At 43.4% G+C, this 26,258-nt stretch carries 25 protein-coding genes; 14 read left to right on the top strand and 11 right to left on the bottom strand.

Translation table 11 applies throughout. The features are described from left to right. On the top strand, window positions 1-152 hold a 152-nt coding region (locus BN3769_RS14525; protein WP_255354199.1), incomplete at its 5' end, for an IS1 family transposase. A gap of 278 nt (window positions 153-430) precedes the next feature. On the opposite strand, the gene BN3769_RS11720 is transcribed toward BN3769_RS14525, so the two are convergent. The 3 genes from BN3769_RS11720 to BN3769_RS11710 all read right to left on the bottom strand — a co-directional run bounded on the left by BN3769_RS11720 (window position 431) and on the right by BN3769_RS11710 (window position 3,405). Further along, window positions 431-1,603 (bottom strand): small ribosomal subunit Rsm22 family protein, encoded by a 1,173-nt coding sequence (locus BN3769_RS11720; RefSeq protein WP_068470815.1) that lies wholly within the window; start codon window positions 1,601-1,603, stop codon window positions 431-433. Between the two features lie 7 nt (window positions 1,604-1,610). Beyond that, a complete protein-coding gene (locus BN3769_RS11715) occupies window positions 1,611-2,312 on the bottom strand; it encodes a pseudouridine synthase (RefSeq protein WP_068470813.1) in 702 nt (233 codons plus the stop codon). A 226-nt stretch (window positions 2,313-2,538) separates the two neighbouring features. Then, window positions 2,539-3,405: a DUF1259 domain-containing protein gene (locus BN3769_RS11710; protein WP_068470811.1), complete on the bottom strand. Its 867-nt coding sequence runs from the start codon at window positions 3,403-3,405 to the stop codon at window positions 2,539-2,541. Window positions 3,406-3,731: 326 nt separating this feature from the next. Between BN3769_RS11710 and BN3769_RS11705 the strand changes: the two genes are divergently transcribed. From BN3769_RS11705 to BN3769_RS11695, 3 genes are read left to right on the top strand one after another with little or no spacing between them, the layout of a single operon-like run. Beyond that, window positions 3,732-4,409 carry a 2,3-bisphosphoglycerate-dependent phosphoglycerate mutase gene (locus tag BN3769_RS11705; protein ID WP_068470809.1) on the top strand — a complete coding sequence of 226 codons (678 nt, stop codon included), beginning with the start codon at window positions 3,732-3,734 and terminating at the stop codon, window positions 4,407-4,409. A gap of 5 nt (window positions 4,410-4,414) precedes the next feature. Next, a complete protein-coding gene (locus BN3769_RS11700) occupies window positions 4,415-5,590 on the top strand; it encodes a cysteine desulfurase family protein (protein ID WP_068470807.1) in 1,176 nt (391 codons plus the stop codon). 8 nt (window positions 5,591-5,598) lie between these two features. After that, window positions 5,599-6,393 (top strand): NifU family protein, encoded by a 795-nt coding sequence (locus BN3769_RS11695; RefSeq protein ID WP_068470805.1) that lies wholly within the window; start codon window positions 5,599-5,601, stop codon window positions 6,391-6,393. Window positions 6,394-6,701: 308 nt separating this feature from the next. Here the strand turns inward: BN3769_RS11695 and BN3769_RS11690 are convergent, their stop codons facing one another. After that, window positions 6,702-7,172, bottom strand: coding sequence for a hypothetical protein (locus BN3769_RS11690; protein ID WP_068470803.1), 471 nt, complete (start codon window positions 7,170-7,172; stop codon window positions 6,702-6,704). A gap of 192 nt (window positions 7,173-7,364) precedes the next feature. Then, window positions 7,365-8,099, bottom strand: a complete 735-nt coding sequence (locus BN3769_RS11685) for a biotin--[acetyl-CoA-carboxylase] ligase (RefSeq protein WP_068470801.1) — start codon at window positions 8,097-8,099, stop codon at window positions 7,365-7,367. Between the two features lie 534 nt (window positions 8,100-8,633). Here BN3769_RS11685 and BN3769_RS11680 point away from each other — a divergent pair. The 7 genes from BN3769_RS11680 (at window position 8,634) to trpS (ending at window position 15,559) form a co-directional block, all read left to right on the top strand. Continuing rightward, on the top strand, window positions 8,634-9,581 hold the full coding sequence (locus tag BN3769_RS11680) for a dual specificity protein phosphatase family protein (RefSeq protein ID WP_079989543.1): 948 nt from the start codon (window positions 8,634-8,636) through the stop codon (window positions 9,579-9,581). A 148-nt stretch (window positions 9,582-9,729) separates the two neighbouring features. After that, a complete protein-coding gene (locus BN3769_RS11675) occupies window positions 9,730-10,866 on the top strand; it encodes an FtsW/RodA/SpoVE family cell cycle protein (RefSeq protein ID WP_068470798.1) in 1,137 nt (378 codons plus the stop codon). Then, entirely contained in the window at window positions 10,866-11,303 is a 438-nt protein-coding gene (locus BN3769_RS11670; protein WP_068470796.1) for a hypothetical protein, read from the top strand. Before BN3769_RS11675 ends, BN3769_RS11670 begins: the two co-directional genes overlap by 1 nt. Beyond that, entirely contained in the window at window positions 11,233-11,631 is a 399-nt protein-coding gene (locus BN3769_RS11665) for a hypothetical protein (protein WP_154017900.1), read from the top strand. The genes BN3769_RS11670 and BN3769_RS11665 overlap by 71 nt, the downstream gene beginning before the upstream one ends. A gap of 270 nt (window positions 11,632-11,901) precedes the next feature. Continuing rightward, complete coding sequence (locus BN3769_RS11660) at window positions 11,902-13,092, top strand: amino acid permease (RefSeq protein WP_068470791.1); 1,191 nt, start codon at window positions 11,902-11,904, stop codon at window positions 13,090-13,092. A gap of 25 nt (window positions 13,093-13,117) precedes the next feature. Then, window positions 13,118-14,362 carry an amino acid permease gene (locus BN3769_RS11655; RefSeq protein ID WP_068470789.1) on the top strand — a complete coding sequence of 415 codons (1,245 nt, stop codon included), beginning with the start codon at window positions 13,118-13,120 and terminating at the stop codon, window positions 14,360-14,362. A gap of 129 nt (window positions 14,363-14,491) precedes the next feature. Beyond that, window positions 14,492-15,559 (top strand): tryptophan--tRNA ligase, encoded by a 1,068-nt coding sequence (gene trpS / locus BN3769_RS11650; protein ID WP_068470819.1) that lies wholly within the window; start codon window positions 14,492-14,494, stop codon window positions 15,557-15,559. A gap of 272 nt (window positions 15,560-15,831) precedes the next feature. Here the strand turns inward: trpS and BN3769_RS11645 are convergent, their stop codons facing one another. Then, complete coding sequence (locus BN3769_RS11645) at window positions 15,832-16,782, bottom strand: MORN repeat-containing protein (protein WP_068470786.1); 951 nt, start codon at window positions 16,780-16,782, stop codon at window positions 15,832-15,834. 374 nt (window positions 16,783-17,156) lie between these two features. Here BN3769_RS11645 and uvrB point away from each other — a divergent pair, with 374 nt between their 5' ends. Further along, entirely contained in the window at window positions 17,157-19,172 is a 2,016-nt protein-coding gene (gene uvrB, locus BN3769_RS11640) for an excinuclease ABC subunit UvrB (protein ID WP_068470784.1), read from the top strand. A 242-nt stretch (window positions 19,173-19,414) separates the two neighbouring features. On the opposite strand, the gene BN3769_RS11635 is transcribed toward uvrB, so the two are convergent. Then, complete coding sequence (locus tag BN3769_RS11635; protein ID WP_068470782.1) at window positions 19,415-19,780, bottom strand: hypothetical protein; 366 nt, start codon at window positions 19,778-19,780, stop codon at window positions 19,415-19,417. Between the two features lie 184 nt (window positions 19,781-19,964). Here BN3769_RS11635 and BN3769_RS11630 point away from each other — a divergent pair, with 184 nt between their 5' ends. Both BN3769_RS11630 and BN3769_RS11625 read left to right on the top strand, forming a co-directional pair. Further along, the gene (locus BN3769_RS11630) at window positions 19,965-21,386 is read left to right on the top strand and encodes an MATE family efflux transporter (protein WP_068470781.1); all 1,422 of its coding nucleotides are present in this window, start codon (window positions 19,965-19,967) and stop codon (window positions 21,384-21,386) included. A 56-nt stretch (window positions 21,387-21,442) separates the two neighbouring features. Then, a complete protein-coding gene (locus BN3769_RS11625; RefSeq protein WP_068470779.1) occupies window positions 21,443-22,945 on the top strand; it encodes a hypothetical protein in 1,503 nt (500 codons plus the stop codon). Between the two features lie 17 nt (window positions 22,946-22,962). On the opposite strand, the gene BN3769_RS11620 is transcribed toward BN3769_RS11625, so the two are convergent. The 4 genes from BN3769_RS11620 to BN3769_RS11605 form a co-directional block, all read right to left on the bottom strand. Beyond that, a complete protein-coding gene (locus BN3769_RS11620) occupies window positions 22,963-23,289 on the bottom strand; it encodes a hypothetical protein (RefSeq protein ID WP_068470776.1) in 327 nt (108 codons plus the stop codon). Window positions 23,290-23,326: 37 nt separating this feature from the next. Further along, on the bottom strand, window positions 23,327-24,331 hold the full coding sequence (locus BN3769_RS11615; protein WP_195155580.1) for an adenosine kinase: 1,005 nt from the start codon (window positions 24,329-24,331) through the stop codon (window positions 23,327-23,329). Between the two features lie 231 nt (window positions 24,332-24,562). After that, window positions 24,563-25,024, bottom strand: a complete 462-nt coding sequence (locus tag BN3769_RS11610) for a response regulator (RefSeq protein WP_068470771.1) — start codon at window positions 25,022-25,024, stop codon at window positions 24,563-24,565. A gap of 7 nt (window positions 25,025-25,031) precedes the next feature. Beyond that, on the bottom strand, window positions 25,032-26,246 hold the full coding sequence (locus BN3769_RS11605) for a sensor histidine kinase (RefSeq protein WP_068470769.1): 1,215 nt from the start codon (window positions 26,244-26,246) through the stop codon (window positions 25,032-25,034). Window positions 26,247-26,258: the final 12 nt, after the last annotated feature.

Below are 26,258 nucleotides of genomic sequence, written 5' to 3'. Positions count from 1 at the left end.
GGGCTCAACACCGACCAGTTGGAAAAGAATCTGGCAAAACAAGTTATATTGAAAGATTTAATTGTACTCTTAGACAAAGAGTCGCAAGGCTTGTAAGAAAAACTTTATCTTTCTCTAAAAAACTAGCTAATCATATTGGAATGATCAAATAGTTTATCTGTTATTACAATTTAGCATTACATGTTTAGAACTACCTTTATTTAAAAAATAAGAGGCTTCCCAATTAGCGGTTTTAATACACCCCTTAGGGGTTGCCCCCATTTCAAATGGGTTTGGTTTGCTGCTCAATTTTGTTAGAAACGCGGAAAAATGTTTAGCCAGCTTTTAAATAAGGCGAAAAATTGTCCGTTTATAACTAAATTAGGCCTGAAGAAGCCGTACAGCTTCTTCAGACATTGAGCGTGTGCTCGTCGGATAAAGGGGTTGATGATTAGTCGGAAGGGAATTCCTCATCAGGCAGCGGTTTATTTAAGGCCGCCTCGACTTTGATGCGTGTGCCCAGGACAATATCAAAATGATTGGATTTTTCCAGAGCCTCTTCTACGGAAATCAATTCTCCTCTCTTCAGATATTCGAAGGCCCGCGATTCGGGAGGATGCTGGGTCAAGTGGGAGCCTAGGTTTTTTTTGCCGTCGGTCCCGCAAAGGTAAAAGCGTTTGCCGGTTTGCGTTTCAACGGGTGGGCTGATGATTCGGTAGAGAGGGCGGGGTGGGAGGGTCGGCCAAGCTGCCCCTGGGCTGCGAAGAATGAGATAGGACATTTTTAAAGAGCCTAAATTGATCTGTGCCGCCCGTTGAATCTCTTTGATAAGATAGGGTTTTTCTAATTCTCGTTGGGCATAACAAGGGCTATTCTTCGTTTGCAAGGCTGGGCATTCTCCCTGCCATACGCAAGGGGCTTGAACGGCGATATTGTTTTTGACGAGTTGATCGCGCAGTTCTAGCACCCGTCGGTTGGTATGAAGAAGCGAGCTTTCGACTAAGAGCAAATGGCCTTGAGGCGTGAGCTTTTGTAAAAGGGCATCAATCCACGCTTTTTGCTGGCTCATCCAATTTTTCTGCGTATCGGGAAAAAGCTCTTCCAGGCAGTGGCCCACAATAATGAGATCAAATTTTCCCTCAACAGGAAAAGAGATTTTATGCACGTCATGCCGTCTAACGGTCAAAGGAAATCCATAACGTCCGCATACCTCGGCGGCTAGCTGGAGAGCGGCGGCATTGCGGTCAAGGGCGATCACTTCTCTTGCCCCATGGCGCAAAGCAGCAAAGGCAAATGCCCCAGGTCCGCTTCCGATATCCAGTACGCGCCCAGGCGTATCGGGAATTTCATTGATAAGGGATAAACCTTGCTGATAATGCAGTGGCCAATGATAAAGCAAGTAGGCGCCCAATAAATCGGGTTGGGAAAAATAGTCTTGTCCGGCAAGATTTTGACTTGATTCCAGACCTTGTTGAAGTGTCTGGACAGCTGATACAACACTGCGAAATTCGCGAGTTTGCAAGACATCTCCGGGTCCGGCCAGTTTATGGAAACGACGCCAAGCGCCTATAAGCAAAGGCATGACCGTTTCAAAATCAGATAAGGGAATTTTTTTAGTCTTCATTTTATTATTATGCAAAAATAGATTGTCTTTCTTTCTGTGTTAAGGGACGCCAACTGCCTACTGGCAAAGGTCCTAATACAAGCCCGCCTAAACGAATGCGGGTTAATTCTTTCACTTTAAGACCCGCTGCGCTAAGAAGCAGGCGGACCTCTCTTTTTTTTCCTTCTCCGATCACAATTTTCAATGTTCCACGCCGAACTTTTTCTACACGCAAAGGCTTAACAAAAGCTCCTTCTACTAAAGTTCCGTTGGAAATGGCTTTAAGATGCTCAGCAGAAATTTCTTGGTCGGTTTTGGCGACATACTCTTTTTGAATATTGGCGGAGGGATGGATGACCTCATTGGCAAAGTGCCCATCATTTGTCACAATCAAGAGGCCTTGGGTATCTTTATCCAGACGGCCTACAGTAAAAAGGCGGTGGCCCTCTTCTTGAAAGAGATCCAATACCAGTTTGGACTGACCGCTTTTCCGGGCTGAACAAATATAGCCAGCGGGCTTATTGAGAATGTAATAGACTTTATCCTCTTTTTTCTTGATCGGTTGCTCCCGAACAGTAATGACATCCTTATCTGGAGAGACAATGGTTTGTGGAACAATAACCACTTGGCCATTGACTTTAACCAAACCATCGAAAATGAGCTGTTCGCAAGCGCGGCGGGAAGCAATACCGGCAGCGGCTAACACTTTGCTTAAGCGATTTTTTTCCACTTTTTTTCCTAATTCAATTTTTTTGTTTTAATCATTGTATTATAATAGTACACAAAAAATTAAAAATCAATAAAAGTTATAAATAAAATTTATTATAAATTTAGCTTAGAGTTTAAGGAAATTTGAGCGCAAAGGATGGATAAGATGGCAATTCAGCCTAAGCGTGTCGGCGAATATGACGCGCCTAAAAGCCGGATTGCCATAGTCTTAGGTGGACTCGAATCCTTTATTCAACAGGGGCCGTATTAAGCGCTTGGCGAACTGCTGCAGCTAAAACATCTGGAGGACCGATCTGTTGGAAATGAACGTAGATGAGACGAGGTCTTTCTGAAATTTCGTGATTATGAATCGCTGAAACGATGATATTATTGGCCAGAAGAGTTTGAATAAAGGTTTCGACTTCGCTGACTCGAAGAGGCATCTCTCCGAGGAGTATAGCCGAAGCGCCTGTTCCTTGAATAGCGATCATTCCCTCAGGCTCACTGGTTGTTCCACTGTCTCTCACATGGAAAGGACGTTGGAAATCAGCTCGATAGATTCCACCGGCTTTTAGTTCGCCATTAAGTCCCAAAATTTGATTGAGGGTAGCGGGATCTAAAAAGCTAACAGGTACGGTGCTTTCTCCAAAGACGCTAAAGTTGCCCACTGCGTTGAGAAGTTCTCTTAGCTGAGTAGCAATCTGGATGGCATTCCCTGTTTTTGAGAAGTGCAAATACATCACTTTAGGGGTATCAAAGAGCGTGTGATTGTGTAAGGCTGTGATTTCGAAGTTATTCATTATCAAATATAGCTCTACCGCCTGGACCTCGCTTTCCAATAAGGCAATTTCTGCTTGAACAAGCCTTTCTTGGCGAGAGCCTTTAATCGGAATAAACTCAGCTTCCAAGCCGATTCCCATTTCAGGGTGGAGGGTAAAGCCGCCAAGAACTGAGATCAGATCATTTCGGGGAACAAATACATCGCAAACGCGATCGTGTCTTGAGGTTTCTCCTTGTAAAAGGGTTCCTAGCTGATCGCATAAGCTCTCTCCATAGCTTTTGCCGACTAATAGCAGCATGAAGACAAACAGCTTAATTATTTTGCTTTTGCCCATTTTCTCCTCCTTGTCATTTTAAGGTAATTACTCAAAAGGGCAATTTAACCCTCTAAAAATGAAGTTTTTTTGGTAGATGAGAATCGGCAGACTGTGATGATTAGAGTCTATTTGCCCTTTTAAATAAAAAGGAATTTTAAGTCTATCATCTTAGTGAAAACTTAGCGAAGAGCTTAGAGGATTTATTAACCTGAGTTTGGAGTGTTTTTTGCCAGAAGCTTGCTTCATCCGCAAAAAAGAAGACGCGCGGTTTTGGAGGTTTCTAGAGCGGAATAACAGCTTACATGTTATAAATGAAGGAAGTTAGAAAAAAGGAGGGGGAGAAAATGCCTAAACTTATTTTAATGCGGCATGGTCAATCGCAATGGAATTTATATAATTTATTTACCGGCTGGGTAGATATTCCTCTCTCCTTGACAGGGGTTGATGAAGCGCTAAAAGGGGGCAGGCAGATCAAGGATGAGCCGATCGATATTATTTTCACCTCCTCTTTAATCCGCGCACAAATGACAGCTATGCTTGCCATGACTGTTCATCATTCGGGTAAAGTACCTGTCGTTTTACATACAGGCGAAGGAAAGTTGGAAGAATGGGCGCAAATTTACAGTCCAGAGACGCAAGCGCAGACGATTCCTGTGATTCGCGCTTGGGAGCTCAATGAGCGCATGTATGGAGAGCTGCAGGGAGTCAATAAAGCAGAGATGGCTAAGAAATATGGAGCTGAACAAGTGCACATTTGGCGCCGCAGCTTTAATGTTCCTCCTCCAAGTGGAGAAAGTTTAGAAATGACCGCAGCCCGCTCTATTCCTTACTTTGAAAAAGCGATCCTGCCTCATCTGCAAGGCGGAAAAAATGTTTTCATTGCCGCCCATGGCAACTCTTTACGCTCCATCATTATGAAATTAGATGGGTTATCGGCTGAAGAGGTCATCAGCTTGGAATTGGCCACCGGACACCCCATTATTTATGAATTTAATCACGGGCAATTCATCAAACAACAGTAGTTTATATGTCTCAATCTCTCATTTATTTAGATAACAGCACAACCAGCCGCCTTTCTGAACAAGCTCTTAGCCAAATGATGCCTTATTTAACAGATCGCTGGGGGCAGCCATCGGCTCCGCATCAGAAAGGGCAGGAGCTTTATCCCGCTCTAGCGGAAAGCTATCGAACGCTTTATCATGTGATTGGCGCTCAAGAGGCTGATCAATTGATCCTGACTTCTTCCGGAGCAGAGGCCATTAATCACGTCATTTTTTCCACTTATCGCGATATCACGGTCCCTACCGGGAAAAATCATTTTTTAACAGCTACAATTGATGAAGCCCCCATGATTATGGCCATGGGACGTTTGGAGCCTTTGGGCTGTGTGAGTCGCATGATTGAAGTCGATCAGACGGGTTTAGTGACAGCAAAGGCGTTGGCTGAAGCTTTATCGCCGCGTACGGCGCTTGTGTCCCTATCCTGGGCCAATGGATTGACCGGAACCGTTCAGCCTCTGGCAGAAATTGCCGATCTTTGCCGGCAGCGAGGCGTTCGCCTGCATGTGGATGCAACGCATGTCATCGGCAAGCTTTTTTACGAGTTGGAAGATATTCGAGCAGACTTTATGACTTTTAATGGCGAGCAATTCCATGGCCCTAAAGGGACAGGAGCGCTTTATATTAAGCAAGGAATAAAGTGTTCTCCTTTTATTTCCGGAGGAGCTGAGCAGGCAGGGCTGCGAGCTGGGGGGGTGAATATGCCGGGCCTTGTTGGACTTGCTTGGGCTGCAAAAGAAGCTTTGGAGGCGCGGGACTTATTATGCACGGAAGTGGCTCGTCTGAGGAATAAGCTTGAGATGGGCATTGCGCGCGTCTATCCTGCGGCTAAAGTATGCTTTAAAGAGCAAGAGCGTCTTCCTCATTGCACGACACTTTTGTTTCCTGGAATTGCCAATGAAGCGCTATTATTTGCTTTGAACCGCAAAGGTGTGTGCGCAAGTATCGGTGGAGGCAATTTCCAACAGTTAGGGCTGATTTTAGCTGCCTGCGGAATAGAAGAAAATGAAGCCCATAGTGCAGTCTCCTTTAGCTTATCGCGCTATACAACAGAAGATGAGATCGACCGTGCAATAGAAATTATTGGAGAATGCACTCTGGCCTTAGCTAAGATCTCAAATAAAATTATGCATCCGGATAGATAGGAATAAAAATGAGTTTAAAAATTCTCATCCAGCCATTTCCCTGGTCGCGCTATAGCAAAAAGTTGATGGCCAAAATTGACAAGCCCCGCTGTGTGGGTTTTTTTACCAAAGAGCAGTCTGAAGAACGCGCCATGCGTCTGATCGAAGGGCGAGAAGGTCATATCAGTGATGGCAATGCGCTTTGCTTGTACTGGTTGGTTGATCCAGACGATGGCATCATCGTTGACGCGCGCTTTCAAGCGTATGGGCAATCTGCTCTTTTGGGAGCCGCTGAAGTGGCTTGCGAACTTGTAATCGGCAAAAATTATGATCAAGCCAAGCGTATCGGCGCAGACTTAATCGATAAACAGGTCAGGGATCGCCAGGATGAGCCGGCTTTTCCCAAAGAAGCTTCGCCTCATTTGAATCTTGTGCTGTCGGCTATGGAAAATGCAGCTGAACAATGCCTTGACATTCCGCTGGCCGTCAATTATGTCGCTCCGCCTGCGCCCCGCGATATTGGAGAAGTGCTGGAAGGGGGATATCCTGGCTGGCAAGAGCTTTCGCAGGAGCAAAAAATCGCCTTGATTGACGGGGTTTTAGATCGCGATATCCGGCCTTATATTGAGCTCGATGCCGGCGGTGTGCAAGTCATGGATTTGGTTGATGAAAAAGCGGTCATTATTGCCTATCAAGGCTCTTGCACATCGTGTTTTTCAGCTACGGGAACCACGCTTTCCTATATTCAACAAGTTCTAAAGGCGAAGGTGCATCCAGATTTAGTCGTTGTACCGGACTTGACGACTTTTCATCAAAGCGAATGACCTGTAAGAAGGGGATATTAGCCTGAGCTTGGATTTTTTTTGCTCTTTCGATTACGTCAAAGTTGCGGAGATGAATAAATGGCAAGGCGATCCATATCAAAAAATAGGGACCGTCTTGCCATTTTTCATTTGCAAGAGCTTTTGCGTTAGTCCACAGGGTAAAAAAACTCCAAACTTAGGTTGTTAAACCACTAATAACCTAACTTCGAGCTCTTCGCTCTTAGGAGAAATGATCTCAAATATAGGTTATGAGGGGGGAATACACCCCTAAGCGCATTTTTATTACTGCGTCCTAGCGATTTGGCTGATTAGCGGTTAAAAAGGGCTAGCCAAATAGGACGGAGGAGAGTGTCTCTTGTGCGTTCGACCCATACGCCTTGTCCTGGCTGGCTAGGAGCTCCTCTTATTACATTCTGTACTTCGTGTACAAGGCCTATCACCAAATTTCCCACTCTAATAACAGGATTGTCCAGCTCTTGTGTACGCTTTCGCGCCATAATAAATACATCATGACCAATTGCATATAAACCGACTCCAAGAGCCATACCCAATATAGCCCCTATAGGAGCAGTGGCAACAAAAGTAAGAGCTACAAGCGTTTTAATGGCTCCTAAACCCATCATTAAAGAAGCAAACATGCGAATGGCCGCTAAATTGACTTTTTCTTGCTGCAACTCATTGCGAGACTGAGATGAATTGCTAAAGGCTTCTTTAAGCTCCGTAAAGTCTTGCTGGACCGTTTGAAAAAAATTTGGAATTAGAAAAGAATCTTGAATCATAGGATTAATGTTCCTTTGTTTAAAATATTGAAATTAAGCGATTATTATATTAGACAAAACATAATAAGTCAAAAAAATATCTATTAAATTTTTTTAAAATTTAGCTAAAGAATTCTTAAAGCTCTAAAATAATTTTTTACTTCTATTCTCTTGGGCAGCCACTGGCCACTTGACGGTATGTGCTCTCGAATCTTAAGAAATAAATTCACCTGCATAAAAGGCTTTAGATATCCCGTTAGGCAAACGCAATCGAACGGATCCATCGGTTTCCAAAGTTTCAAAAAGTCCTTCAATCGGGCCTTGACTATCTTGAAAGCGAACTTTTTGCCCCAATTGAAAATAGGATTTAGCTCTGAAAGTTTCGAAGAAAGGAGAAAATCCTTCTTTTAAGAAACGGGCTAGATGCTGGCCAAAACTCTCTTCCAGCCTTTTTAAAATGGGATTGATTTCAAATGAACGCTGGCTTTCAACCAATAAAGATGTGGCCGGGCGATTAATTTTTTTTAGAAGGGTGGACGGCATGTTAACATTTAAACCAATTCCACAAATAATGCAGCGCCGTTGCTCGGCTAAAACAGTTTCACATAAAATGCCACTGACTTTTTTGTCTTGCAAAAGCACATCATTCGGCCATTTGAGAGACGGAGCAAATTCCAATTCTTCAAGAACATCAACAGTCGCTAAAGCCATCAATTGAGGAATATGCCCAATATCCGGGCGATTAGGCTCAACAAAAAAGCAAAAAGTCGCATAAATATTGACATCGGGAGGGGACTCCCATCGGCGTTTAAAGCGACCTCTTCCTCCTGTTTGCTCTGAAGCTGTAATCAAGGTTATTCCTTCAGGAGCGAGCTGATCAACATTTTTCTTTGCCCATGTATTAGTAGAATCAATTGTCTCAAAATGGTAATGAAGATGAGAGCGCATAGTTATTTCCTAATTATTAAATGCCAACAGGCTTTAAGAGGATATATTAAAACCGCTAATAACCGAGATTCGCGTTCTTTTTCCTAGGGAGCAAAAGCACCTCCTAGGGGGAATACCCTCAAATGCCAGCTACTATAAGTTATTTAACAGGCTCTAAACCCTAGCAAACTTATCAGAAGATTGTAAAAAAATAATTATCTCAAAAAAAATAATATTTTAAAAATGGAATAAAATAATCAAATTAATTATAGTATTTAATAAAAAGTATTAAAACTGCCAATTTGAGCCGCAGTATGCAAATAATTAATATTAATTTTATTCTAGTGATTTTTCTAACAAACAACTCTTTATCTAACAGAATGAGGAATTTATCGACAACCTTTTAAAGCGAATTAAAAGAAATTCTTAAAGATGAATTTGGTGAATATTTTCAATGAGATGAGAAAATAGCAAGTTTTAAAAATAAATTTATTAAATTTTTTTTGTTTGATATTACGCCAATTCGACGACAGTCGCATAAACGGGGGGTAAATAATGGTGTTCATTCAATCGGGCTTACAGGTATCTGCACCTATAACGGCTCATTCAAAAGACGCGGCAGTCCATCCTTCTCGTATACAATCCTTAAGGCAAATAGAATTAAATAGAAAGACGGAAAATATAGTTCTGCGCGTTTTAAAGAGTCCCTTATTTTGGTCGGTTTTAAGTGTAAGTCTGTGTGCTACCTTTACTGCGGCTGTTTTAATGGGGGCGGTTGCTCTTTCGCCTTATTCTTTTGGATCCATAGCTGTCATTTCAGCTCTTGCCATCGTCATTTTTTTCAAAAAGAATGAGCATAAGATTTGGTTTGAGCTTTCTTTGCTCTGTATTCGCCTTGAGTCGGCATGGGCCGCCTTAAAACAAGGGCTTCCTGCCATTGCCCAGCGCAATTGGTATGACGAGATTCGCCTTTTTCCCGAACAAGACGGGATAGGCCGCTTATATCTAGGAGCGATCCCCTTGGCTTCCATGGGGCATCATCAGGAAATTATTTCGCTTTCATCGGACAGGAAACTCTCGGTTTTGACCGTTTTGCAGCCATTTGAAAATCAGGAGAGCGGACTAGTTGGCGATCCCGTTCGTCCGCAAGATTGGGCGCATTTGGAAGTCAATCACAAGCAAATTCCCATTTTTGATTTGCAACCTATTGCAACAGATAAAATTCATGAAGGGGCGGATTTTATTCATCAAAGTTTGCAAAGCGGCCATGTTTACGTGCATTGCAAGGCTGGTCGCGGGCGCAGTGCAATGGAAGTGATGGGGTATATCATGAAATATCACAAAGAAAAAATAGAGCAGAGGGGGGAAGCCGATTTTGTTCAAAAAGCCATTTCACTTGTGCGAGAGAACCGGCCGCAGATTTATCTAAGTCCTAAGCAAATAGACTCTCTATATGCTTATTCAGCCACTTTGCAACAGGATTCTTTGCAGAGGATTGCCTGAACAATAGCAGGCCATAGGCTAATGGTTTGATTTTGGGGAGCGCGTTTTATAGTCCTTCCTACTCAAACAGAAAAGAAGGATTATTTATCATTGCAAGCGCTTTATTTTCTTGTTATACTAAGGAATCTTTCTTTTTTTTTCTTAAGTTATGTGGAGCGCTCGCTATCTTACTCGATTGGACTTTAGAGTTATTCCCGTTATTCTGGGTTTAATGATTATTAGCCTGCTAACCATTTCTGCTTATACACTTGATCCTGCCGCTGACCATACGGAAGAAGTCTTTTTAACGCCTATCGTACGTACGCAAATTCAATGGTTTGTCCTCGGCCTGGCTGTCTATTTTTTTTTCGCCGGTTTTGACTATAACAAGCTAAGGGAATGGACGTGGATTCTGTATGCCCTAATGCTGATTTCTTTGATTGGGCTATTCTTTACTGATTCGATTCAACGTGTTCATCGCTGGTATCGCATTCCTTTTATCAATGCAAGCTTCCAGCCTTCGGAACAGGCCAAATTTATTGTCGTTATTACGCTAAGTTGGTTTCTAGAACGCAGGCGATCTTTAGCTAATGCTTGGAGTACGGTCTTTTATGCGGGCCTCATTGTGGGAATTCCCTTTATTTTAATTTTGAAGCAACCCGATCTGGGAACGGCTTTGGTCTTATTTCCTGTTAGTTTGGTCATGTGCTATTTTGGCGATTTGCGCCCTTCAGTTATCAAATTCATGACGATAAGCGGAGGAGCTATTCTTATTATTGTCGCAATCATCTTTTTGGGCATTTTGCCCCATGAAGTATTGCGTCCCTATGCCACTAAGGTTTTAAAGGAATATCAATTCGATCGTTTGGATCCGGCCACTCATCATCAAAAAGCTGCAGCGACGGCAATTGCTTTAGGCGGCATTACGGGAACCGGATGGCGCAAGAGCGAATTTACGGGCCGCGGATGGCTTCCCGCGCCTTATACGGACTCTGTTTTCCCTGCTTTCGGCGAAGAATTCGGCTTGTTGGGATTGCTTTTACTCATCGTTCTTTATTATGCTTTGATTTATTTTAGTTTTCAGGTGACTGCCGTAGCAAAAGACCCCTTCGGTCGTTTGTTGTCTGCTGGCGTCACTGTTTATTTGGCGATGCATATTTTGGTAAATATTGGGATGATGTGCGGATTTTTACCCATAACAGGTGTTCCTCTTATCCTTGTCACCTATGGAGGATCGTCCGTATTATCGACGATGATGGCACTCGGTATCTTGCAAAGCGTTTATAGCCGGAGGTTTATGTTTTAATGGAACAGCAAGAATTTATTTTTTCTCCCGGCATATGGCTAGGGGAAGGCAAGATCTCTTTCAGCTCTTCGCCCGAATTCATCAAATTTTATACGCGCTGGGAAATTACTCAAAAAACCCCTGAAATTATTCAGGCAATCCAAGTCGTAGAAATGCAAGGGATTGAGGAACAGATCGTCAATAGTTTTACCTTTAAAGATATCCGTGAAAATGGATTTTCTCTCTCTTTGGAAAACAACATTGTGGGGAAAGTGGAAGGCTCGGGCCTAAGAGATGTAAAAATGGTTGCATGGGAGTTCCGCGGCCAGGTGGCCTTTGAAGGCTTTGAAGTATATGAACAACAAGAGAATGGAGATTATTTTTTTCATGCAGAATATGGATCGCCCGATCAATTTAAAACAACAATTGAAGGCCTGGTTTGGCGCAAAGGCTCTTAATCAGTTCTCTTTTTTATTATGGTATGCGCTTGCCTTGATGATTTTAAGCCTCTTTTCTTGCACTTCTCCGCTCATGACGCGCTCGGCTTATGAAGGGATTCCTATTGGAGCTCCTATTGCCGAAGTGGAGGCACAAGTCGGCCCGGCTTATGAGGTCATTGCAGGCAATCAACCCGACATTTCTTATTATCGCTATATAGAGCGCATTGAAATTGGACCGGGATCAATCAATCAAAATACTTATACTTTGACTATTGTTGATGGAAAAGTTGCTGACAAGCGTCTTTCGCATTGCTCAAAAGGTGTGTTGGATGTGAGCTCGCCTTAACGCTTGAGTAAGCGCGTATTTTAAATGAAAAACTTGACCATAAAAAGGATCGCCTTAAAATTTTTAATCTTGTAGTATATTCTTTTAACTACACTAATATGCTATGTTAAATTCTTTTAAACTTGTCTCTAGCTCCTTCTCTCGCTTTTTCTTTTGGTGGCTCTAGCCGCCGCACGTCCTCCTTTCGCTATTTACCAATTGACAAAGATAAGCAAGTAATTCAGGAACTCTCTAATAGAGGCTTGGATCAAATTTAATGACAGGAAAAATATGACACAGGACTTAATTAAAAAAGGAAGCCTCCTCGGCGGCATTTTGCTCGTTGCCGGTTGCTGCATCGGAGCTGGAATGCTAGGCCTACCAGTATTAAGTGCAATGGCCGGATTTAAGCCGAGCGTGGTGATGTTCCTGATTTGCTGGTTGTTTATGGTTTGCACCGGCCTTTTGCTTTTAGAAGTCAATCTCTGGTTTGGCGAAGAAATCAGCATTATTACGATGGCCGAGCGTACCTTGGGAAAGGGGGGAAAGGCAGTCAGCTGGCTTGTTTTTTTGTTTTTATTCTATTCCTTAATGGTCGCCTATGTGGCAGCTAGCGGATCGTTGGTCTCGGATTTTTTAAATCAATGGACAGGCTACTCCCTGCATCATGGAATCGGAGGGGCGCTTTTCTGCCTCTTGTTCGGCTTGCTCATTTATTTGGGGATTGGAGCCGTGGATTGGTTTAATCGGCTATTAATGTTTGGCCTTATTATTTCCTATGTTTGCTTAGTTGGACTAGGGCTGCCTCATGTGGATGTCTCCTTGCTTAAGCATCAGGACTGGGAAGCTGCAACATTGGTTCTTCCGGCTGTCATTGTATCATTTGGCTTTCATAATCTGGTTCCCAGCCTGACGACTTATTTCAAAAGCCATGTGGGGTCCTTGGTCAAGGCCATTGTCATAGGCAGCGCCATTCCGCTTAGCGTCTATCTGATTTGGGAATGGCTGATTTTGGGTCTGGTTCCATTGGGAAGCTTTCAAGAGGCTTTGGATCAAGGGGAAATTGCCACCGAAGCGTTAAAAAATGCCGTGGGTATATCTTGGATTTTGGACATTGCCCAAGCCTTTGCTTTTTTTGCCATTGTCACCTCGTTTTTGAGCGTAGCGGTCAGCTTTGTCGATTTCCTATCAGATGGCCTTGGCATTCAAAAAACGCCGCGCGGAAAAGTTCTTCTGGCCAGCTTGGTCTTGGGGCCTCCTTTGCTTTGCGCGCTGCTTTATCCCACTATTTTTCTTCAAGCCTTGAATTATGCAGGCGGGTTTGGCGCAGTGATTTTATTTGGCATTTTGCCTGCCTTGATGGTGTGGAAGGGCCGTTATACTCAAAAGATGGGAAAACGCCAGTTAGTTCCCGGAGGAAAGCCCGTGTTGATCGCTGTCTTTCTCTTTGCCTTTTGGGTCATGGCACTGCAGCTTATTTAACTATAAAACAATACTAATTTATCATATGAATGACATACATCGCTTAATAGGAGGGGTCCTTCTGGTTGCGGGAACAACGATCGGGGCCGGCATGCTGGCTTTACCGGTGGCAACCGGCCTGGCAGGCTTTGTTCCTTCTATCGTTTTATTTATCGGCTATTGGCTTTATATGACTTTTACGGCTTTCCTCATGTTAGAGGTTAACTTGTGGATGGGGGAGCAGACCAATCTGATTACGATGGCTAGGCAAACGCTTGGCAAGGGTGGCCAAATCCTTAGCTGGATCGTTTACTTATTTTTATTGTACTCTTTGACGACAGCCTACATTGCCGGCAGCGGTCCCATTTTCATCGATTTTATCTATAGCTTGACAGGCTGGCAAATGCCTGTGTGGGCCAGCCCATTTCCCCTTCTGCTGATCTTTGGTTTTTTTGTCTATAAAGGCGCACGCTCGGTCGACTATGCCAACCGTCTATTGATGCTGGGATTAGTGATCACGTATATTCTCATGGTCGGTTTTTTGATGCCCGATGTGCAGATGGATTTATTGCAGCAAGCCAATTGGGCGGCGCTAGGGATAGCTGTCTCAATCGTATCGACCTCTTTTGGCTTTCACATCATTATCCCGACTTTGACAGATTACTTGCATCGCGATGTCAGACAAATTCGACAAGTTATTTGGATCGGAAGCTTAGTCCCCCTTTTAGTTTATATCAGCTGGGAGCTTATTGCACTGGGCATTGTTCCTCTTTATGGAGAAAACGGCCTAGTGGCGGGCTATCAAAAGGGATTGGATGGCGCAACGTTGCTAAGCCATTTGCTTGGCCGGTCGGAGTTGTCCTTGCTGGCTCGCTTTTTCTCCCTATTTGCCATCGTGACGTCTTTTTTAGGCGTATCGTTGAGCTTAAGAGATTTCTTAGCGGATGGATTGAATATTCAAAAAACACGAAAGGGACGGTTGATTCTCTATTTACTGTCTTTTGCCCCTCCGTTATTATTGACGCTTATCGATCCACGCGCTTTCTTAAATGCGTTGGAATATGCGGGTGCTTTTGGGGTTGTCACACTGCTCGGCCTTTTCCCCGTCCTGATGGTCTGGCGCGGCCGCTATATTCAGCATCGCTTGTCCAGCTTTAAAGTACCGGGTGGAAAGCTGGCATTGGGATTGGCTTTCGTTGTTTCTTTAACTGTTATTACCCTAGAAGTCGTCAATAAAGGCGGATGGATTGTAAACAAGCCACATTTAGAGACTGTCCACAATCGGAAATAGGATGATTGGCCGGCTCAATTTAGTTACAAACGCGTGAAAATTTTTTCCGCATTTCTAACTAAATTGAGCAGCAAAGCCTATTTATTTGGGAGTGTGGATAGTTTCTTAGAACAAAAGAGTGAAAAAATCATGACAGAAAAAAAACGCATTTTAACGGGCGACCGCCCAACCGGACTTTTGCATTTAGGCCATTATGTCGGATCATTGAAAAACCGTGTGGCCCTGCAAAATACTTATGAATGTTATTTCATTATTGCCGATTTGCATACCCTAACGACCAAGCCCTCAAAAGACGACATTTTGCAATTGCGCGAAAATGCGCGTTTAATGGTCCTGGATTATTTGGCATGCGGCATCGATCCTAAGAAGTCGACGATTTATCTGCAGTCGGCAACGCCTGCCGTTTACGAGATGAATTTAATTTTTGAGATGCTTATCTCACTCAATCGCTTGACAGGATTGCCAAGCTTAAAAGAGATGGCGCGCAATGCGCATTTAGAAAGCGATGCCATTCCCTTTGGCTTGATCGGCTACCCCGTGCTGCAGACGGCAGATATCCTCATGCCAAAAGCCCATCTGGTTCCCGTGGGTAAAGATAATGAGGCCCACATCGAGCTGGCGCGCGATATTGCCCGCCGCTTCAATCAATACTACGGGGACGTTTTTCCTTTACCTGAAGTTTTATTGAGCGAAACGCCGACCTTGATCGGAACGGACGGCAAAGGCAAGATGAGCAAATCGGCCAATAACGCCATTTTCTTGTCTGATGATCCCAAAATGGTCGAGAAAAAGGTTAAGGGCATGTATACCGATCCAAACCGCGTGCACGCCCATATGCCAGGTAAGGTAGAAGGCAATCCCGTCTTTATTTATCACGACATTTTCAATCCGCTGCGCGATGAGGTCGAAGACCTCAAAACGCGTTACCGTGAAGGACGGGTAGGGGATGTAGAGGTAAAGGAAAAGCTCATTATAGCCATCAACAGATTTCTCGATCCGATTCGCGAAAAACGCCGCGAGTATGAGGCCGACAAAGGTTTGGTGGAAGAGATCATTTATGAGGGAACCGAGAAAATGAATGAAATTTCACAAGCGACATTAAAAGACATGCGCAGCGCGATGGGAATTGGCGGTGCCTGGAATAAAATTTCCAGAGTTGCCAGAGAACGCAAAAAACAAGCGATTGGGTCGAGTTAAAATTGCTTGAGAAGGGGGATAAAGAAGGTAAATTAAAAACCTTCTTTATCCCTTAAGTCTATTTTTTCGAAATTTTCAAATGACTCATTTATTGAAAACAATTGATCCATAAATCGCTTGTTTCTTTAAGTTTTTCTTTGCCGGAGTAGAAATTGCATACACCGGGCTTAATGGCTTCTGACAATGTTGAATGCTGCCAACCATCCCTTCTTACAAAGAATTGATCGGCAGCCTTCTTATCACAGGGTATCAATTAACAAGCCAATAGTTAGTTAAGGCTTTTGATATAGACCATTGACAAATTTTCCTTCTTGTTTAACCCCATTAACAAAAGTCAAAGCGCCTTGTCCATGTAACTCTCCGTTGAAAAATTCTCCTTCGTATTTGTCCGCACTAGCATAGATCAAAGTGCCCTGTCCATGAGGCTCTCCGTTGAAAAATTCTCCTTCGTATTTATTTCCGTTAAAACAGTCAAGTACGCCATGTCCATGGGGCTCTCCGTTGACAAATTCTCCATTGTATTTGCTCCCGCGAGCCCATACTAATAGGCCTTTTCCATGGTACTTTCCATTGAAAAATTCTCCTTCGTATTTGTCCCCGTTAAAACATTCAAGTATGCCATGTCCATGGGGCTTTCCATTGACAAATTCTCCTTCGTATTTATCTTTATTAGCACAGATCAAAATGCCATGTCCATGACGCTGTCCATTGAAAAATTGTCCTGTGTATTTGCCTTTATTAAAACATTCAAGAGTCCCTTCTCCATGGAAAATTCCGTTAAAAAATTCTCCTTCGTATTTGCTCTCATTAGCACAAATCAAAGTGCCTTTTCCATGACGCTTTCCATTGAAAAATTCTCCTTCGTATTTGTCCGCATTAGCAAAGATCAAAGTGCCTTGTCCATGAGGGATGCCGCTGCATACGCTGCTCAATTCTCCTTCGTATTTGCTCCCGTCATTATAGCTAAAATTGCCCGTTGGCCTTGGTTTTACCCTTATATTCTGTACCGTATCCCCCACCCTTACATTTAGGGTGTTTTCCTCTGATTGCGTGTCGTGGCTTATTTTAAATTTTTTAGCCCTGTCATTTGCAGTAAAGATAGGGTCTTGAGGAAGAGGAAACGGAATGATTGCTGGTGGATTTTGATGACTATTTGAAACAGATAATGGCGGTGGTGGCGATGAAGGACACCCTTGTAATAAAGAATTAATACCGGGAAGCATATTTACTCCTATCTTTTTGAAGGTTAAAATTTTATTTAATTTAAAAATTTTAAATATGAATATTAATAATGTCAATTAAATTAAATTTCTGTTTTATTTGCACTTTTTAAAATAAATAAACTTTATTTTTTTTGAAATGTTGAGTGTGCTTAACGTAATTTAATCATTGTAGTTGGTGAATGGGTTTATTTGTAAAAGGTTTGTTATTTTAAATTTAACTCGTTGTTATTCTTGTTATTATTTAATAAGTTTAATCTTTTTTTTTGTTAACACTCTTTAATCATCTACTGTTATACTTTGCTTTAAGAAACTGTCTTCGAATGGCTAATTGATGACAAAGAGAATATTCCTTTTTTATTATAGGATAGCAACGCATGGACCAGCTTTTTAAATTGCATACGGATTTCGAACCAAGAGGCCATCAGCCAGAGGCGATCAATAAGCTTGTAGCTGGTGTCTTACAAGGCAGACGTTCGCAGGTTTTGCTCGGCATAACGGGATCGGGGAAAACTTTTACAATGGCCAATGTCATTGCCAAAGTCCAAAGGCCGACGTTGATTTTAGCGCATAATAAGACGCTGGCTGCCCAGCTGTACCAAGAGTTCAAGACCTTTTTTCCGGAAAATGCGGTCGAATATTTTGTCTCTTATTATGACTATTATCAACCCGAAGCCTATGTTCCGCGTACCGATACGTATATTGAAAAGGATATGTCCATCAACGACAAGATCGACAAGATGCGCCTGAGCGCCACACGCTCTTTGCTCGAGCGCTCGGATGTCATTATTGTCTCTTCGGTCTCCTGCATTTATGGATTGGGTTCTCCCGAATATTATCGAGGAATGAATTTGACCCTAGCTCAGGGGCAAGAGCGGCGCCGCGATGATCTTCTCTTGCATTTAGTGGAAATGCAATATAAGCGCAATGACTTCGAATTCGTGCGTGCCACTTTTCGCGTGCGAGGAGATGTCTTAGATATTTTCCCCGCTTATGAAGAAGATGTAGCCATCCGCGTCGAAATGTTCGGGGATGAAATTGAGCAAATCAGCGAAATTGATCCTTTGACAGGCAAGGTCAAACGCCGCATTCCTGCGGTGACCATTTATCCCAGCTCCCACCACGTCACGCCTGAAGAAGTGCGCTGGAAAGCTATTGAAACCATCCGAGCCGAGTTGGATGAGCGCAAGCGCTTTTACGAGAGTGAGAAAAAACATCTCGAGCTTGAGCGCATTCAGCAGCGGACCATGTATGACCTGGAAATGCTTCGAGAAGTGGGAACATGCAAAGGAGTGGAAAACTATTCGCGCCATTTCAGCATGCGCCGCCCGGGAGAGCCGCCCCCTTGCTTGATCGATTATTTTCCTTCAGACTATTTGCTTTTCATCGACGAATCGCACCAGACGCTGCCGCAACTGCATGCCATGTGCAATGGAGACCGCGCGCGCAAACAGACATTGGTGGACTTTGGCTTCAGGCTGCCCTCTGCCTATGACAACCGCCCGTTGCGTTTCGAAGAAACCTATCAGCGCATCCATCAGGTGATCTATGTCTCGGCTACTCCGGGATCATGGGAAATTAAAGAAGCGGGAGGCGAGGTTGTCGAGCAGGTCATTCGCCCGACCGGCTTGTTGGATCCCCTTATTGAAGTACGGCCTGCATCCGGCCAGGTCGATGATTGCTTGGCCGAGATCCGTGCACACGTCAGCAAAGGCGGGCGCGTGCTTGTCACCACTTTGACCAAGCGCTTGGCAGAAGAGCTGACGAATTATTTGAATGATTTAAATGTCAAAGCCAAGTATTTGCATTCGGATATCGATACGATCGAACGCGTTCAAATCATTCGCGATCTGCGTTTTGGCGAATTTGACGTCCTAGTGGGCATCAACTTGTTAAGGGAAGGCTTAGACATCCCCGAGGTCTCTTTAGTCGCTATTTTGGATGCGGATAAGGAAGGCTTTTTGCGCAGCGAAACATCTCTCATCCAAACATGCGGGCGTGCGGCCAGAAATGCCGAGGGGCGCGTCATCATGTATGCCGATAAATTGACAGGCTCCATCAAGCGCACTTTGGAAGTGACCCAAAGCCGGCGTATTTATCAAGAAAACTATAACCGCGAACATGGAATTATTCCTCAGACGGTCAAAAGAGATATTTCCGTTTTGGTTGAGGCTGAAGAGGACCAGGTTGCTTATCCTACGCAATTTGCCGATCACGTCCTGCAGGTGGCAGAAGAAGCCCATCACTATTTGACCATCGACGAAGTTCGTCAAAAAATTAAAGAAAGCGAAAGTGAAATGAAGAAGGCGGCTAAAGAATTTCGCTTTGAAGAGGCGGCCGAATGGCGCGATAAAATGCGGCAATACCAACAATTGGAATTAACGTTGGCTTAGAGGGCTATTAAAACCCATAATCATCTAGAGAAAAACGAAAGGCAAGTAGCCTTGCCTTTTCTATAAAGCTTCCTGGCAAGAGGCCTTGTTAACCTGAGTTTGGGTTTTTTGCTCTTTCGATTGCGTCAAAGCCGCGGAGATAAACAAATGGCAAGGCGATCAATATTAAAACGTCTTGCCATTTTCATCTGCAAGAGCTGTCACGTCAGTCCAAAGGGTAAAAAAACGCCAAACTCAGGTTCTTATACTCTTCTTGCCGCAGTTTCTCCCGTTACAATTTCAAGCCTATTGACAAAGCGAGCAAAGGTTAATAGTCCCAAAAGAACGGTCCCTGTTGTGCCAATGATTTTTAGCTGGCGCAACGCCATAATGGCTACCGTATCGATGATCCCTGTCGTCATCGTGATGAGTGTTCCGCTAACAGTCCTATTGCTAATCGCTAAATCGGCAAGCTTTTGGAAAACATCATTAGCGACTTGCCAAATAACAAAAGCTTTTATTGTCTGTAAGGAATCTGTCTTAAACGCCAAACTATACAGATAGCTCGCTCCTGCAACCACCAAGGACTGGACTGGAATTTCTGACCATTTGGGAACATTAAATGTCATCGCTTCACTCCTGAATAAGGTTTATAAGTAGTAAATCTATTTAAATGTTCCTTGTTTGTAAAGATAAATTTATTAGTTTTATTGAGATTGTATTGTCGATCGTTTTAATTTTTATAATGTTAATAAAATTGTATGGTTTGATAAATCATTTAATAGTAAAATATAATTTTTTATAGAAATCTAATTGATTATCTTTATCATGCATCATTCCTATCAGCTGACTCGTTATCCCATTGGAAGTTTAAAAGAAATTGGAGCGATTTCTTGGCCGCTCATGCTGGGTTTGCTATCAGGCAGCCTCATGATGTTTGCCGATCGGTTTTTGTTAGCCCGTTATTCGGCAGCGGCTCTCAATGGAGCTGTAACAGCCGGAATAGCCATTTATGTTGTCATGGTCATTCCTCTTATTATTGCAGGGATTTCCGAAGTTTTTGTCGGACGCCATCATGGAGCCGGAAAGTTGAAAGAAGTCGGCATACCGGTTTGGCAAATGATCTGGTTATCTGTTTTTACCGTGCCCTTTTTTTGGGGAATGGCTGAGGGAATGCCCGGTTTTTTATTTCGGGAAGGCGAAAATAGGCTTTTAGAGGAGCTCTATTTTAAATGGATGATTGTCTTTGCTCCATTCTTTTGTTCGACGCTGGCCTTGATGGGGTTTTTTATTGGCATTGGCCAGGTTAGGATGGTGACTTGGAGTGCCTTGCTAGGAAATATGGCCAATATCGGATTGGATGTAGCCTTAATTTTTGGATGGGGGCCTTTTCCCGAAATGGGAATCAAGGGAGCCGCCCTTGCGACAGGACTCTCTCAGGTATTGCAGACGCTATTTTTAATGGGGCTATTCTTGAAAAAATCCCATCGAGAGTATTATGGAACGGCTTGCTGGCAATTTAATTTTTCCGTCTTCAAAGAAGGCTTTAGTATTGGGGCCCCGGCGGGAGTTGGCCGGTTTTTAGAGCTTGTGGCCCATTTTGTATTTTTTCAACTGATTTCTTTATCCAGTTCGGAGACCTTGACCGTTGTGGGAATTGTCCAAAGCTTTTATTTACTTGTCAGCTTTATCATAGAAGGGCTTTCCAAAGGTGTGTCCTCAATTGTTTCCAATTTAATTGGCGGCCAGCAAAATGTTTGGATTGGTAAAGTGTTGAAATCGGCCATGCTCATGCAAGTCTTGCTTTTCTGTGCGTTCGGCCTAATTTTAGCGGTTTTTTGGCCTACTCTTGTCCCCCTATTTTTTTCCGAAAGCGACCGCGCGCTTCTGCTTAGTCCATCTTTCTTGCATGAGATGCAGTGGAGCTTGTGCCTGTTGAGCTTATTCTTTTTATTTGATGGATTGAGCTGGATTTATATTGGATTACTAACAGCTAGCGGCGATACAAAGTTTTTGCTATATGCAAGTCTTATCCTCAATTGGCTATTCTATCTATTGCCGACTTATGTGCTCTTTATGGTTATTCAAAAGGGGAGTGCCATTAATGGTTGGAGCATCATCGTTGCTAATTCTATCTTGGCTTGCGTGCTTTATCAGATGCGTTATCGTTCGGGAAAATGGCTGAAAGCGCTGTCAATTAAGAAGGCAGAGGAGCCTGCTCTACTGCAAAATTGAAAATTGAGTAGATGGTTTTTATTCATTTAATAATAAAAAATTAATGGTTGAATTGTATGATATTTAATCTTTTATCTTCGCCTTCCTCTATCTTAATCCCCGATTCTTCTCCTACAGAGGATCAAGGAGGGAGGCGGCTCATTGAAATTAAAGTCGCTTCTGCTTGGAGGGCTTTCCTTCCCTTTTTTTGCAGCGCTTTTCAAACAAATAGGGATTCATTTGAATCTCTTAAACAGGCGGTAGGGGCAGAGCGCTTCGAACGGATCATTCATCGCAAGGAATTAGCCCTTCCCTATAAAAAAATTCAATCCAGTCGAATTGGCTTAACACCGGATATTCTAAATAAAATTTTGGTCGGATTGGGAGATGTGCGTTTAGAAGATCTAGAAGAAGCGGCTCAGCGGCAAGGCAAGCAATTAAGCGCAATGACAACAGAAGAGATGGATCAGTTATATGCTTCGCTTGTTCCTTTTGAAGCGCTAGAGCATTTTTTACTCAATTCTTCTGAGATTCACTATCACGATATGATTGCAACTAGTGGAAAAGGTTATAAAGGGTTGAAAGAGCGGATATGGACCATTCTTAAATTGTGGAAAGATAACGCGGAAGAAAAAAAACTGGATTTGGCCCATCATCTAAAGGAAGGGGAGATTCTCACTTCCCGCTTGGGGGATCGCGAGCCTCCTATTGGGACAATTATTCGCCTGCATAATGGCTATTATGTCGTCGATCGCATTTTTACAGGTGGCGGCGCTTATGTCAGCGCTCTGCGCGAATTGACAGGAAGAGAAAAGCCCATTTTACTTTGCCGCGGCACGGCTTTTAGATTGCAAGCAAGCAGCGGTTTACTATCGGGTATAAATGATCTTCAGCTGGAGCTGGGCATGCTTGGCATTCAAACCATCTGGCCAGAATTAGCAGCCTATTTGAGAGACTCTCATATCCAGCAAGTAGATATTTTTGGCAAGAGCTTGGGTGGTGGGCATGCCCAATATTTGACCACTCTTATTATGGGGCTTACTCAAACAGAAGTTCACAAGCTTGAAACGCATTGTTCAGTCGGCGTTCCAGAGAAAGTCCATGAAGTCTTTCAGCAAGCTGTCCAAGAAGGAGGCAAAGCAAAGCCTTTGATCCGCATTGTCCGCAACGGCGGCCGAGATGAGGCTGACGAGATCGATTATATTCCTTTTGTCGGAGGCGCCCATCTTCATGTAGGAGCGGCTAATACAAACATATATTATCTTTTACCGGCATCGGAGCAGCCATCAAACAGGTCGGCAGAAGCGAACCGATGCACGCTATCATGTGCCCAGCATTCATTAATTAAACGCATTTTTAAGCTGTTGATTTCTTTTCCCAAGGCTCATACCCGCCAAACGACGCTGAAAGCGTATAATTATTATGAAAGTCAGGAATTAGAGGCAGAAATCAGATGCGGACAACAGCTGGAATGGTTAAGAAAACTAGTGGCTCGCATCCTGCATAAGGCAACGATAGGGCATTTGAATCGACACTCTTTCGATGCTTTTTATCAAGCCCACCACTTGCAGAATGAATGAAGTCAGAACCGCCTTTCCTAATTTAATTGAGAAGGTAAAAAAAAATAATATTCTCCTGCTGGAAAATACGTGCGCTGTTTGCGCGGCGGCAGTTTCCTTGCCGGTTTCTCTTTTGAATCATTCTGCGATAGGGGAGGCGAACGTTCCATTTGCTTTAATCGATCTGTTCTGATAGTTGGCTGATTCGATTCAGGTTGTATGTCTGAAGCGGGCAAAACGGTTTGTGCAAGTGCTGTAATTGCAAAATCTATAGAAGGTAAAGGGGGGCTTGCTTTCTGTTCTTGGACAGGCGGTTCCCAATTTGAAGGAAGGGGATGCGTAAGGGAAGCGGAGGGACTGGACATAAGCGTTTCTCAAATCATACGTGCTCGATTGCTCTTTTCACCTGTCATTATTGACCGGGGCTTCATAAGCGATGAGGGCGCGCAGCTCTTGCCATTTGCCTTCCGGAAGATCGGCTCCCTTGACTTCGACAATCGCACTGCCTAGGCGATTACCCAAGCGTGCACAGGCTTCTAAAGGGTATTCCCGGATATAGCCATATAAAAAACCGCTGGCAAAAAGATCCCCCGCTCCCGTTGAATCGATGACTTTGGCAGGAAAGGCGGGACTATGAACAATGCGGCCTTGATGGCCGACAAGACAGCCCCTTTCTCCCATTAAAACTACAGCAATGGGACAAATTTCTTGCAATTTACCGCATCCCTCAAAAGCTGATAATCCCGTCAGCTCCTTCACCTCGTTTTCATTTGCAAACACAACATCGACGTAAGTGGAAAGCAGGGCATGCAAAGTCTGGTGGTACTGTCGGATGATTTCAAAGCTTGATACATCTAAAGAGATTGTAGCGCCTGCTTTTTTGGCCAATTCCATAATGCGCTGGAGCAAAGGGCCATTGCGTAAAAAATAAGCCTCTAGGTGAACGTGTCGAACGCCTTTGAAGTAGTCTGGATGAATGTAGCGATCGGACATCTCTTCGCTTGATCCAGCAAAAAAACGCATCGTCCGTTGGCCGTCAGGAGTAATTAAGCATAAGACCCGAGCGGTAGGCAAAGAGGAAGTCGAAAATAAACCGACAATTCCTAGTTTCTTTATTTGATGGGAAAAATGTTCTCCTAAAGAGTCGCTGCCCATGTGGCTGAGAAAGCCGCAGCGCTCTCCCAAATTGGCCAAGCCTTTAATGGTGTTTGCACAGCTGCCGCCTGTTGCAATTTGCGGAGAGCTGCCGCTTAGGGCGATAATGTGATTGAGCTTTTCAAATTCAATGGCTTGCGAGCCCCCTTTTTCTCCCGGCACATGCGCAAGGAATTGCTCTTCGACAGGGACAAGCAAATCAATGCAGGCAGCGCCCACGCCTAAGATGCGGAAGGAGTGTTGTTGTAACATATTTTCATGCTCTGAAGGAATTTCAAATAAGGTTTCAGAATAAAGAATTGACAAGGGGTTTGCAAGCAAGGTTAAACAAAAAATTAGAATAATAGACATGATGGAATCTAGGATATGTGATAGGAGAAATCTATATAAAATTTTAATTTTAAAGAAAAGGACTATTAACTTGAGTTTGGAGTTTTTGCTCTTTCGACTGCGTCAGAAGAGCAAAACTCCAAACTCGTCTGATTATTCCTTATTACCCGGCGGCAGCTTGACAAGTTGAAACCAATAGGTTCTAAGATCTTTTAATGCGCGGACCAATCCTTCCGGCCCTACAGGTTTGGCAATATAAGAGTTTGCCCCGGCGGCATAGCACATTCTTATTGTGTCCTGGTCTGTCAAAGCCGTCAAAACAACAACAGGAGTATGGCAAAGGTCAGGATGGTTGCGAATTTCCTTTAAGGCTTCTAGCCCATTCTTTTTGGGCATATTTAAATCCAGTAAGATGAGCTCTGGACGGGGAGCTTTATTGGGAAGCGCATATTCTCCTCTGCGAAGAAGATAATCCATTAATTCTTCTCCATCATTAACCCGGTGCAGTTCATTGACCAGAAGAAGCTTTTCGAAGACTGTTTTTATAATAAAAAATTGATCGTCATCGTCTTCCGCTAAGAGAATAGAAATTGTATCTGAATGAGAAAGGGTCATAAGCATCCTATTGATTTAGATAGGGAAAAAAAAGATGGAATGTTGTTCCTTGATTCAATTGACTGCTGGCAGAAATTTTTCCGCCATGTCTAAGCATGATTTTTTGACAGATGGCTAAGCTCATGCCTATGCCTTCATAATGACTGGAGCTATGCAAGCGCTGAAAGGGCTTAAATAATTTATGTAAATATTTCTCATCAAAACCGATGCCATTATCAGAAACCACCACTTCGATCCCTTTGCCTTCCGCTTTGCTTTGATAAATAATAATATGAGGGGGAATGCTTGGACGGCTAAATTTAAGCGAATTTTCAATCAGATGGATAAATAATTGAGATAGTTGAGCCGGGTCTCCTTCTATGACAGGAAGAGGGGAGACCTCTACTTGAGCTTGCTTGCTGTTGATGGAGTCTGCCAATTCATGAAGGGCATTTGCAACGATTTGTGATAAATGAACGGGCTCAAAAGGATGAGTTGCGGTCATCACCCTTGAAAATTCGAGAATTCTATCGGTAATAAGCTTCATTTGCTGGCATGAATTGAGCAGGCGCTCTAGATAGTCTTTTCCTTTGTCGTCTAAAATCTGTGCATAGTTCGATTTTAATAAATCTGCAAATGACATGATCTTATATAAAGGCTCTTTTAGATCATGTGAGGCGATTAAAGAAAATAGTTCGAGCTGTTCAATTTCAGTTTCTTTAAGCGGCTGTCTTTTTTGGTCAGCCTCTTCCTCCTCTTGCTTTTTAGCTTGACGGAGCCGGGATGAAATGGCCATGCCCCAGAAAGCCAGGGCGCATGCAATCAAAAAAACACATAAGCATAGGAGTGAGATAGGGACAAGGCTTTCCCAGTTATAAAGGGTGTCTTTTTGGCGAGAAAAGGAAAAGGCGGCTTTTTCTTGGCCTAAATTATCTAGAAAATTTTTCCAAGGAAAAAGAAGCCATACGCGTGAGGAACAAAAAGAGAAAGAGCCGCGTTCTCCTAGAACGGAAAATTGTTTCTTCAAGTCTTTGCAAAAAACAGTGCCGACCATCCATACAGTGGATTTTTTTACGCTTGGAAGAGCGACCTTTCTGTCTTTCATTTTGAAAGACAGGCAAAAGAGTAGCGATAGGATGCCGCATAAAAGCCATCCCGCAGAACGCAGATAGAGGCCGGCCGGCCGATCGAGCCCATCGAGCAAAAATGACGCGTTTAAATGGCAATTTTTAATAGATAGCATGCTTATGGCGCC

Source organism: Candidatus Protochlamydia phocaeensis (assembly GCF_001545115.1).
GTDB classification, from domain to species: domain Bacteria; phylum Chlamydiota; class Chlamydiia; order Chlamydiales; family Parachlamydiaceae; genus Protochlamydia_A; species Protochlamydia_A phocaeensis.
Note: the sequence above shows the minus strand (reverse complement) of the source record. Positions and strands in the feature narration are given on the sequence as shown.

Coding starts and splice junctions, on each gene's coding strand:
- BN3769_RS11720 (WP_068470815.1), bottom strand. CDS start 1,603: ATGAAGACTAAAAAAATTCCCTTATCTGATTTTGAAACGGTCATGCCT.
- BN3769_RS11710 (WP_068470811.1), bottom strand. CDS start 3,405: ATGGGCAAAAGCAAAATAATTAAGCTGTTTGTCTTCATGCTGCTATTA.
- BN3769_RS11705 (WP_068470809.1), top strand. CDS start 3,732: ATGCCTAAACTTATTTTAATGCGGCATGGTCAATCGCAATGGAATTTA.
- BN3769_RS11700 (WP_068470807.1), top strand. CDS start 4,415: ATGTCTCAATCTCTCATTTATTTAGATAACAGCACAACCAGCCGCCTT.
- BN3769_RS11695 (WP_068470805.1), top strand. CDS start 5,599: ATGAGTTTAAAAATTCTCATCCAGCCATTTCCCTGGTCGCGCTATAGC.
- BN3769_RS11690 (WP_068470803.1), bottom strand. CDS start 7,172: ATGATTCAAGATTCTTTTCTAATTCCAAATTTTTTTCAAACGGTCCAG.
- BN3769_RS11685 (WP_068470801.1), bottom strand. CDS start 8,099: ATGCGCTCTCATCTTCATTACCATTTTGAGACAATTGATTCTACTAAT.
- BN3769_RS11680 (WP_079989543.1), top strand. CDS start 8,634: ATGGTGTTCATTCAATCGGGCTTACAGGTATCTGCACCTATAACGGCT.
- BN3769_RS11675 (WP_068470798.1), top strand. CDS start 9,730: ATGTGGAGCGCTCGCTATCTTACTCGATTGGACTTTAGAGTTATTCCC.
- BN3769_RS11670 (WP_068470796.1), top strand. CDS start 10,866: ATGGAACAGCAAGAATTTATTTTTTCTCCCGGCATATGGCTAGGGGAA.
- BN3769_RS11665 (WP_154017900.1), top strand. CDS start 11,233: ATGCAGAATATGGATCGCCCGATCAATTTAAAACAACAATTGAAGGCC.
- BN3769_RS11660 (WP_068470791.1), top strand. CDS start 11,902: ATGACACAGGACTTAATTAAAAAAGGAAGCCTCCTCGGCGGCATTTTG.
- BN3769_RS11655 (WP_068470789.1), top strand. CDS start 13,118: ATGAATGACATACATCGCTTAATAGGAGGGGTCCTTCTGGTTGCGGGA.
- trpS (WP_068470819.1), top strand. CDS start 14,492: ATGACAGAAAAAAAACGCATTTTAACGGGCGACCGCCCAACCGGACTT.
- BN3769_RS11645 (WP_068470786.1), bottom strand. CDS start 16,782: ATGCTTCCCGGTATTAATTCTTTATTACAAGGGTGTCCTTCATCGCCA.
- uvrB (WP_068470784.1), top strand. CDS start 17,157: ATGGACCAGCTTTTTAAATTGCATACGGATTTCGAACCAAGAGGCCAT.
- BN3769_RS11635 (WP_068470782.1), bottom strand. CDS start 19,780: ATGACATTTAATGTTCCCAAATGGTCAGAAATTCCAGTCCAGTCCTTG.
- BN3769_RS11625 (WP_068470779.1), top strand. CDS start 21,443: ATGATATTTAATCTTTTATCTTCGCCTTCCTCTATCTTAATCCCCGAT.
- BN3769_RS11620 (WP_068470776.1), bottom strand. CDS start 23,289: ATGTCCAGTCCCTCCGCTTCCCTTACGCATCCCCTTCCTTCAAATTGG.
- BN3769_RS11615 (WP_195155580.1), bottom strand. CDS start 24,331: ATGTTACAACAACACTCCTTCCGCATCTTAGGCGTGGGCGCTGCCTGC.
- BN3769_RS11610 (WP_068470771.1), bottom strand. CDS start 25,024: ATGACCCTTTCTCATTCAGATACAATTTCTATTCTCTTAGCGGAAGAC.
- BN3769_RS11605 (WP_068470769.1), bottom strand. CDS start 26,246: ATGCTATCTATTAAAAATTGCCATTTAAACGCGTCATTTTTGCTCGAT.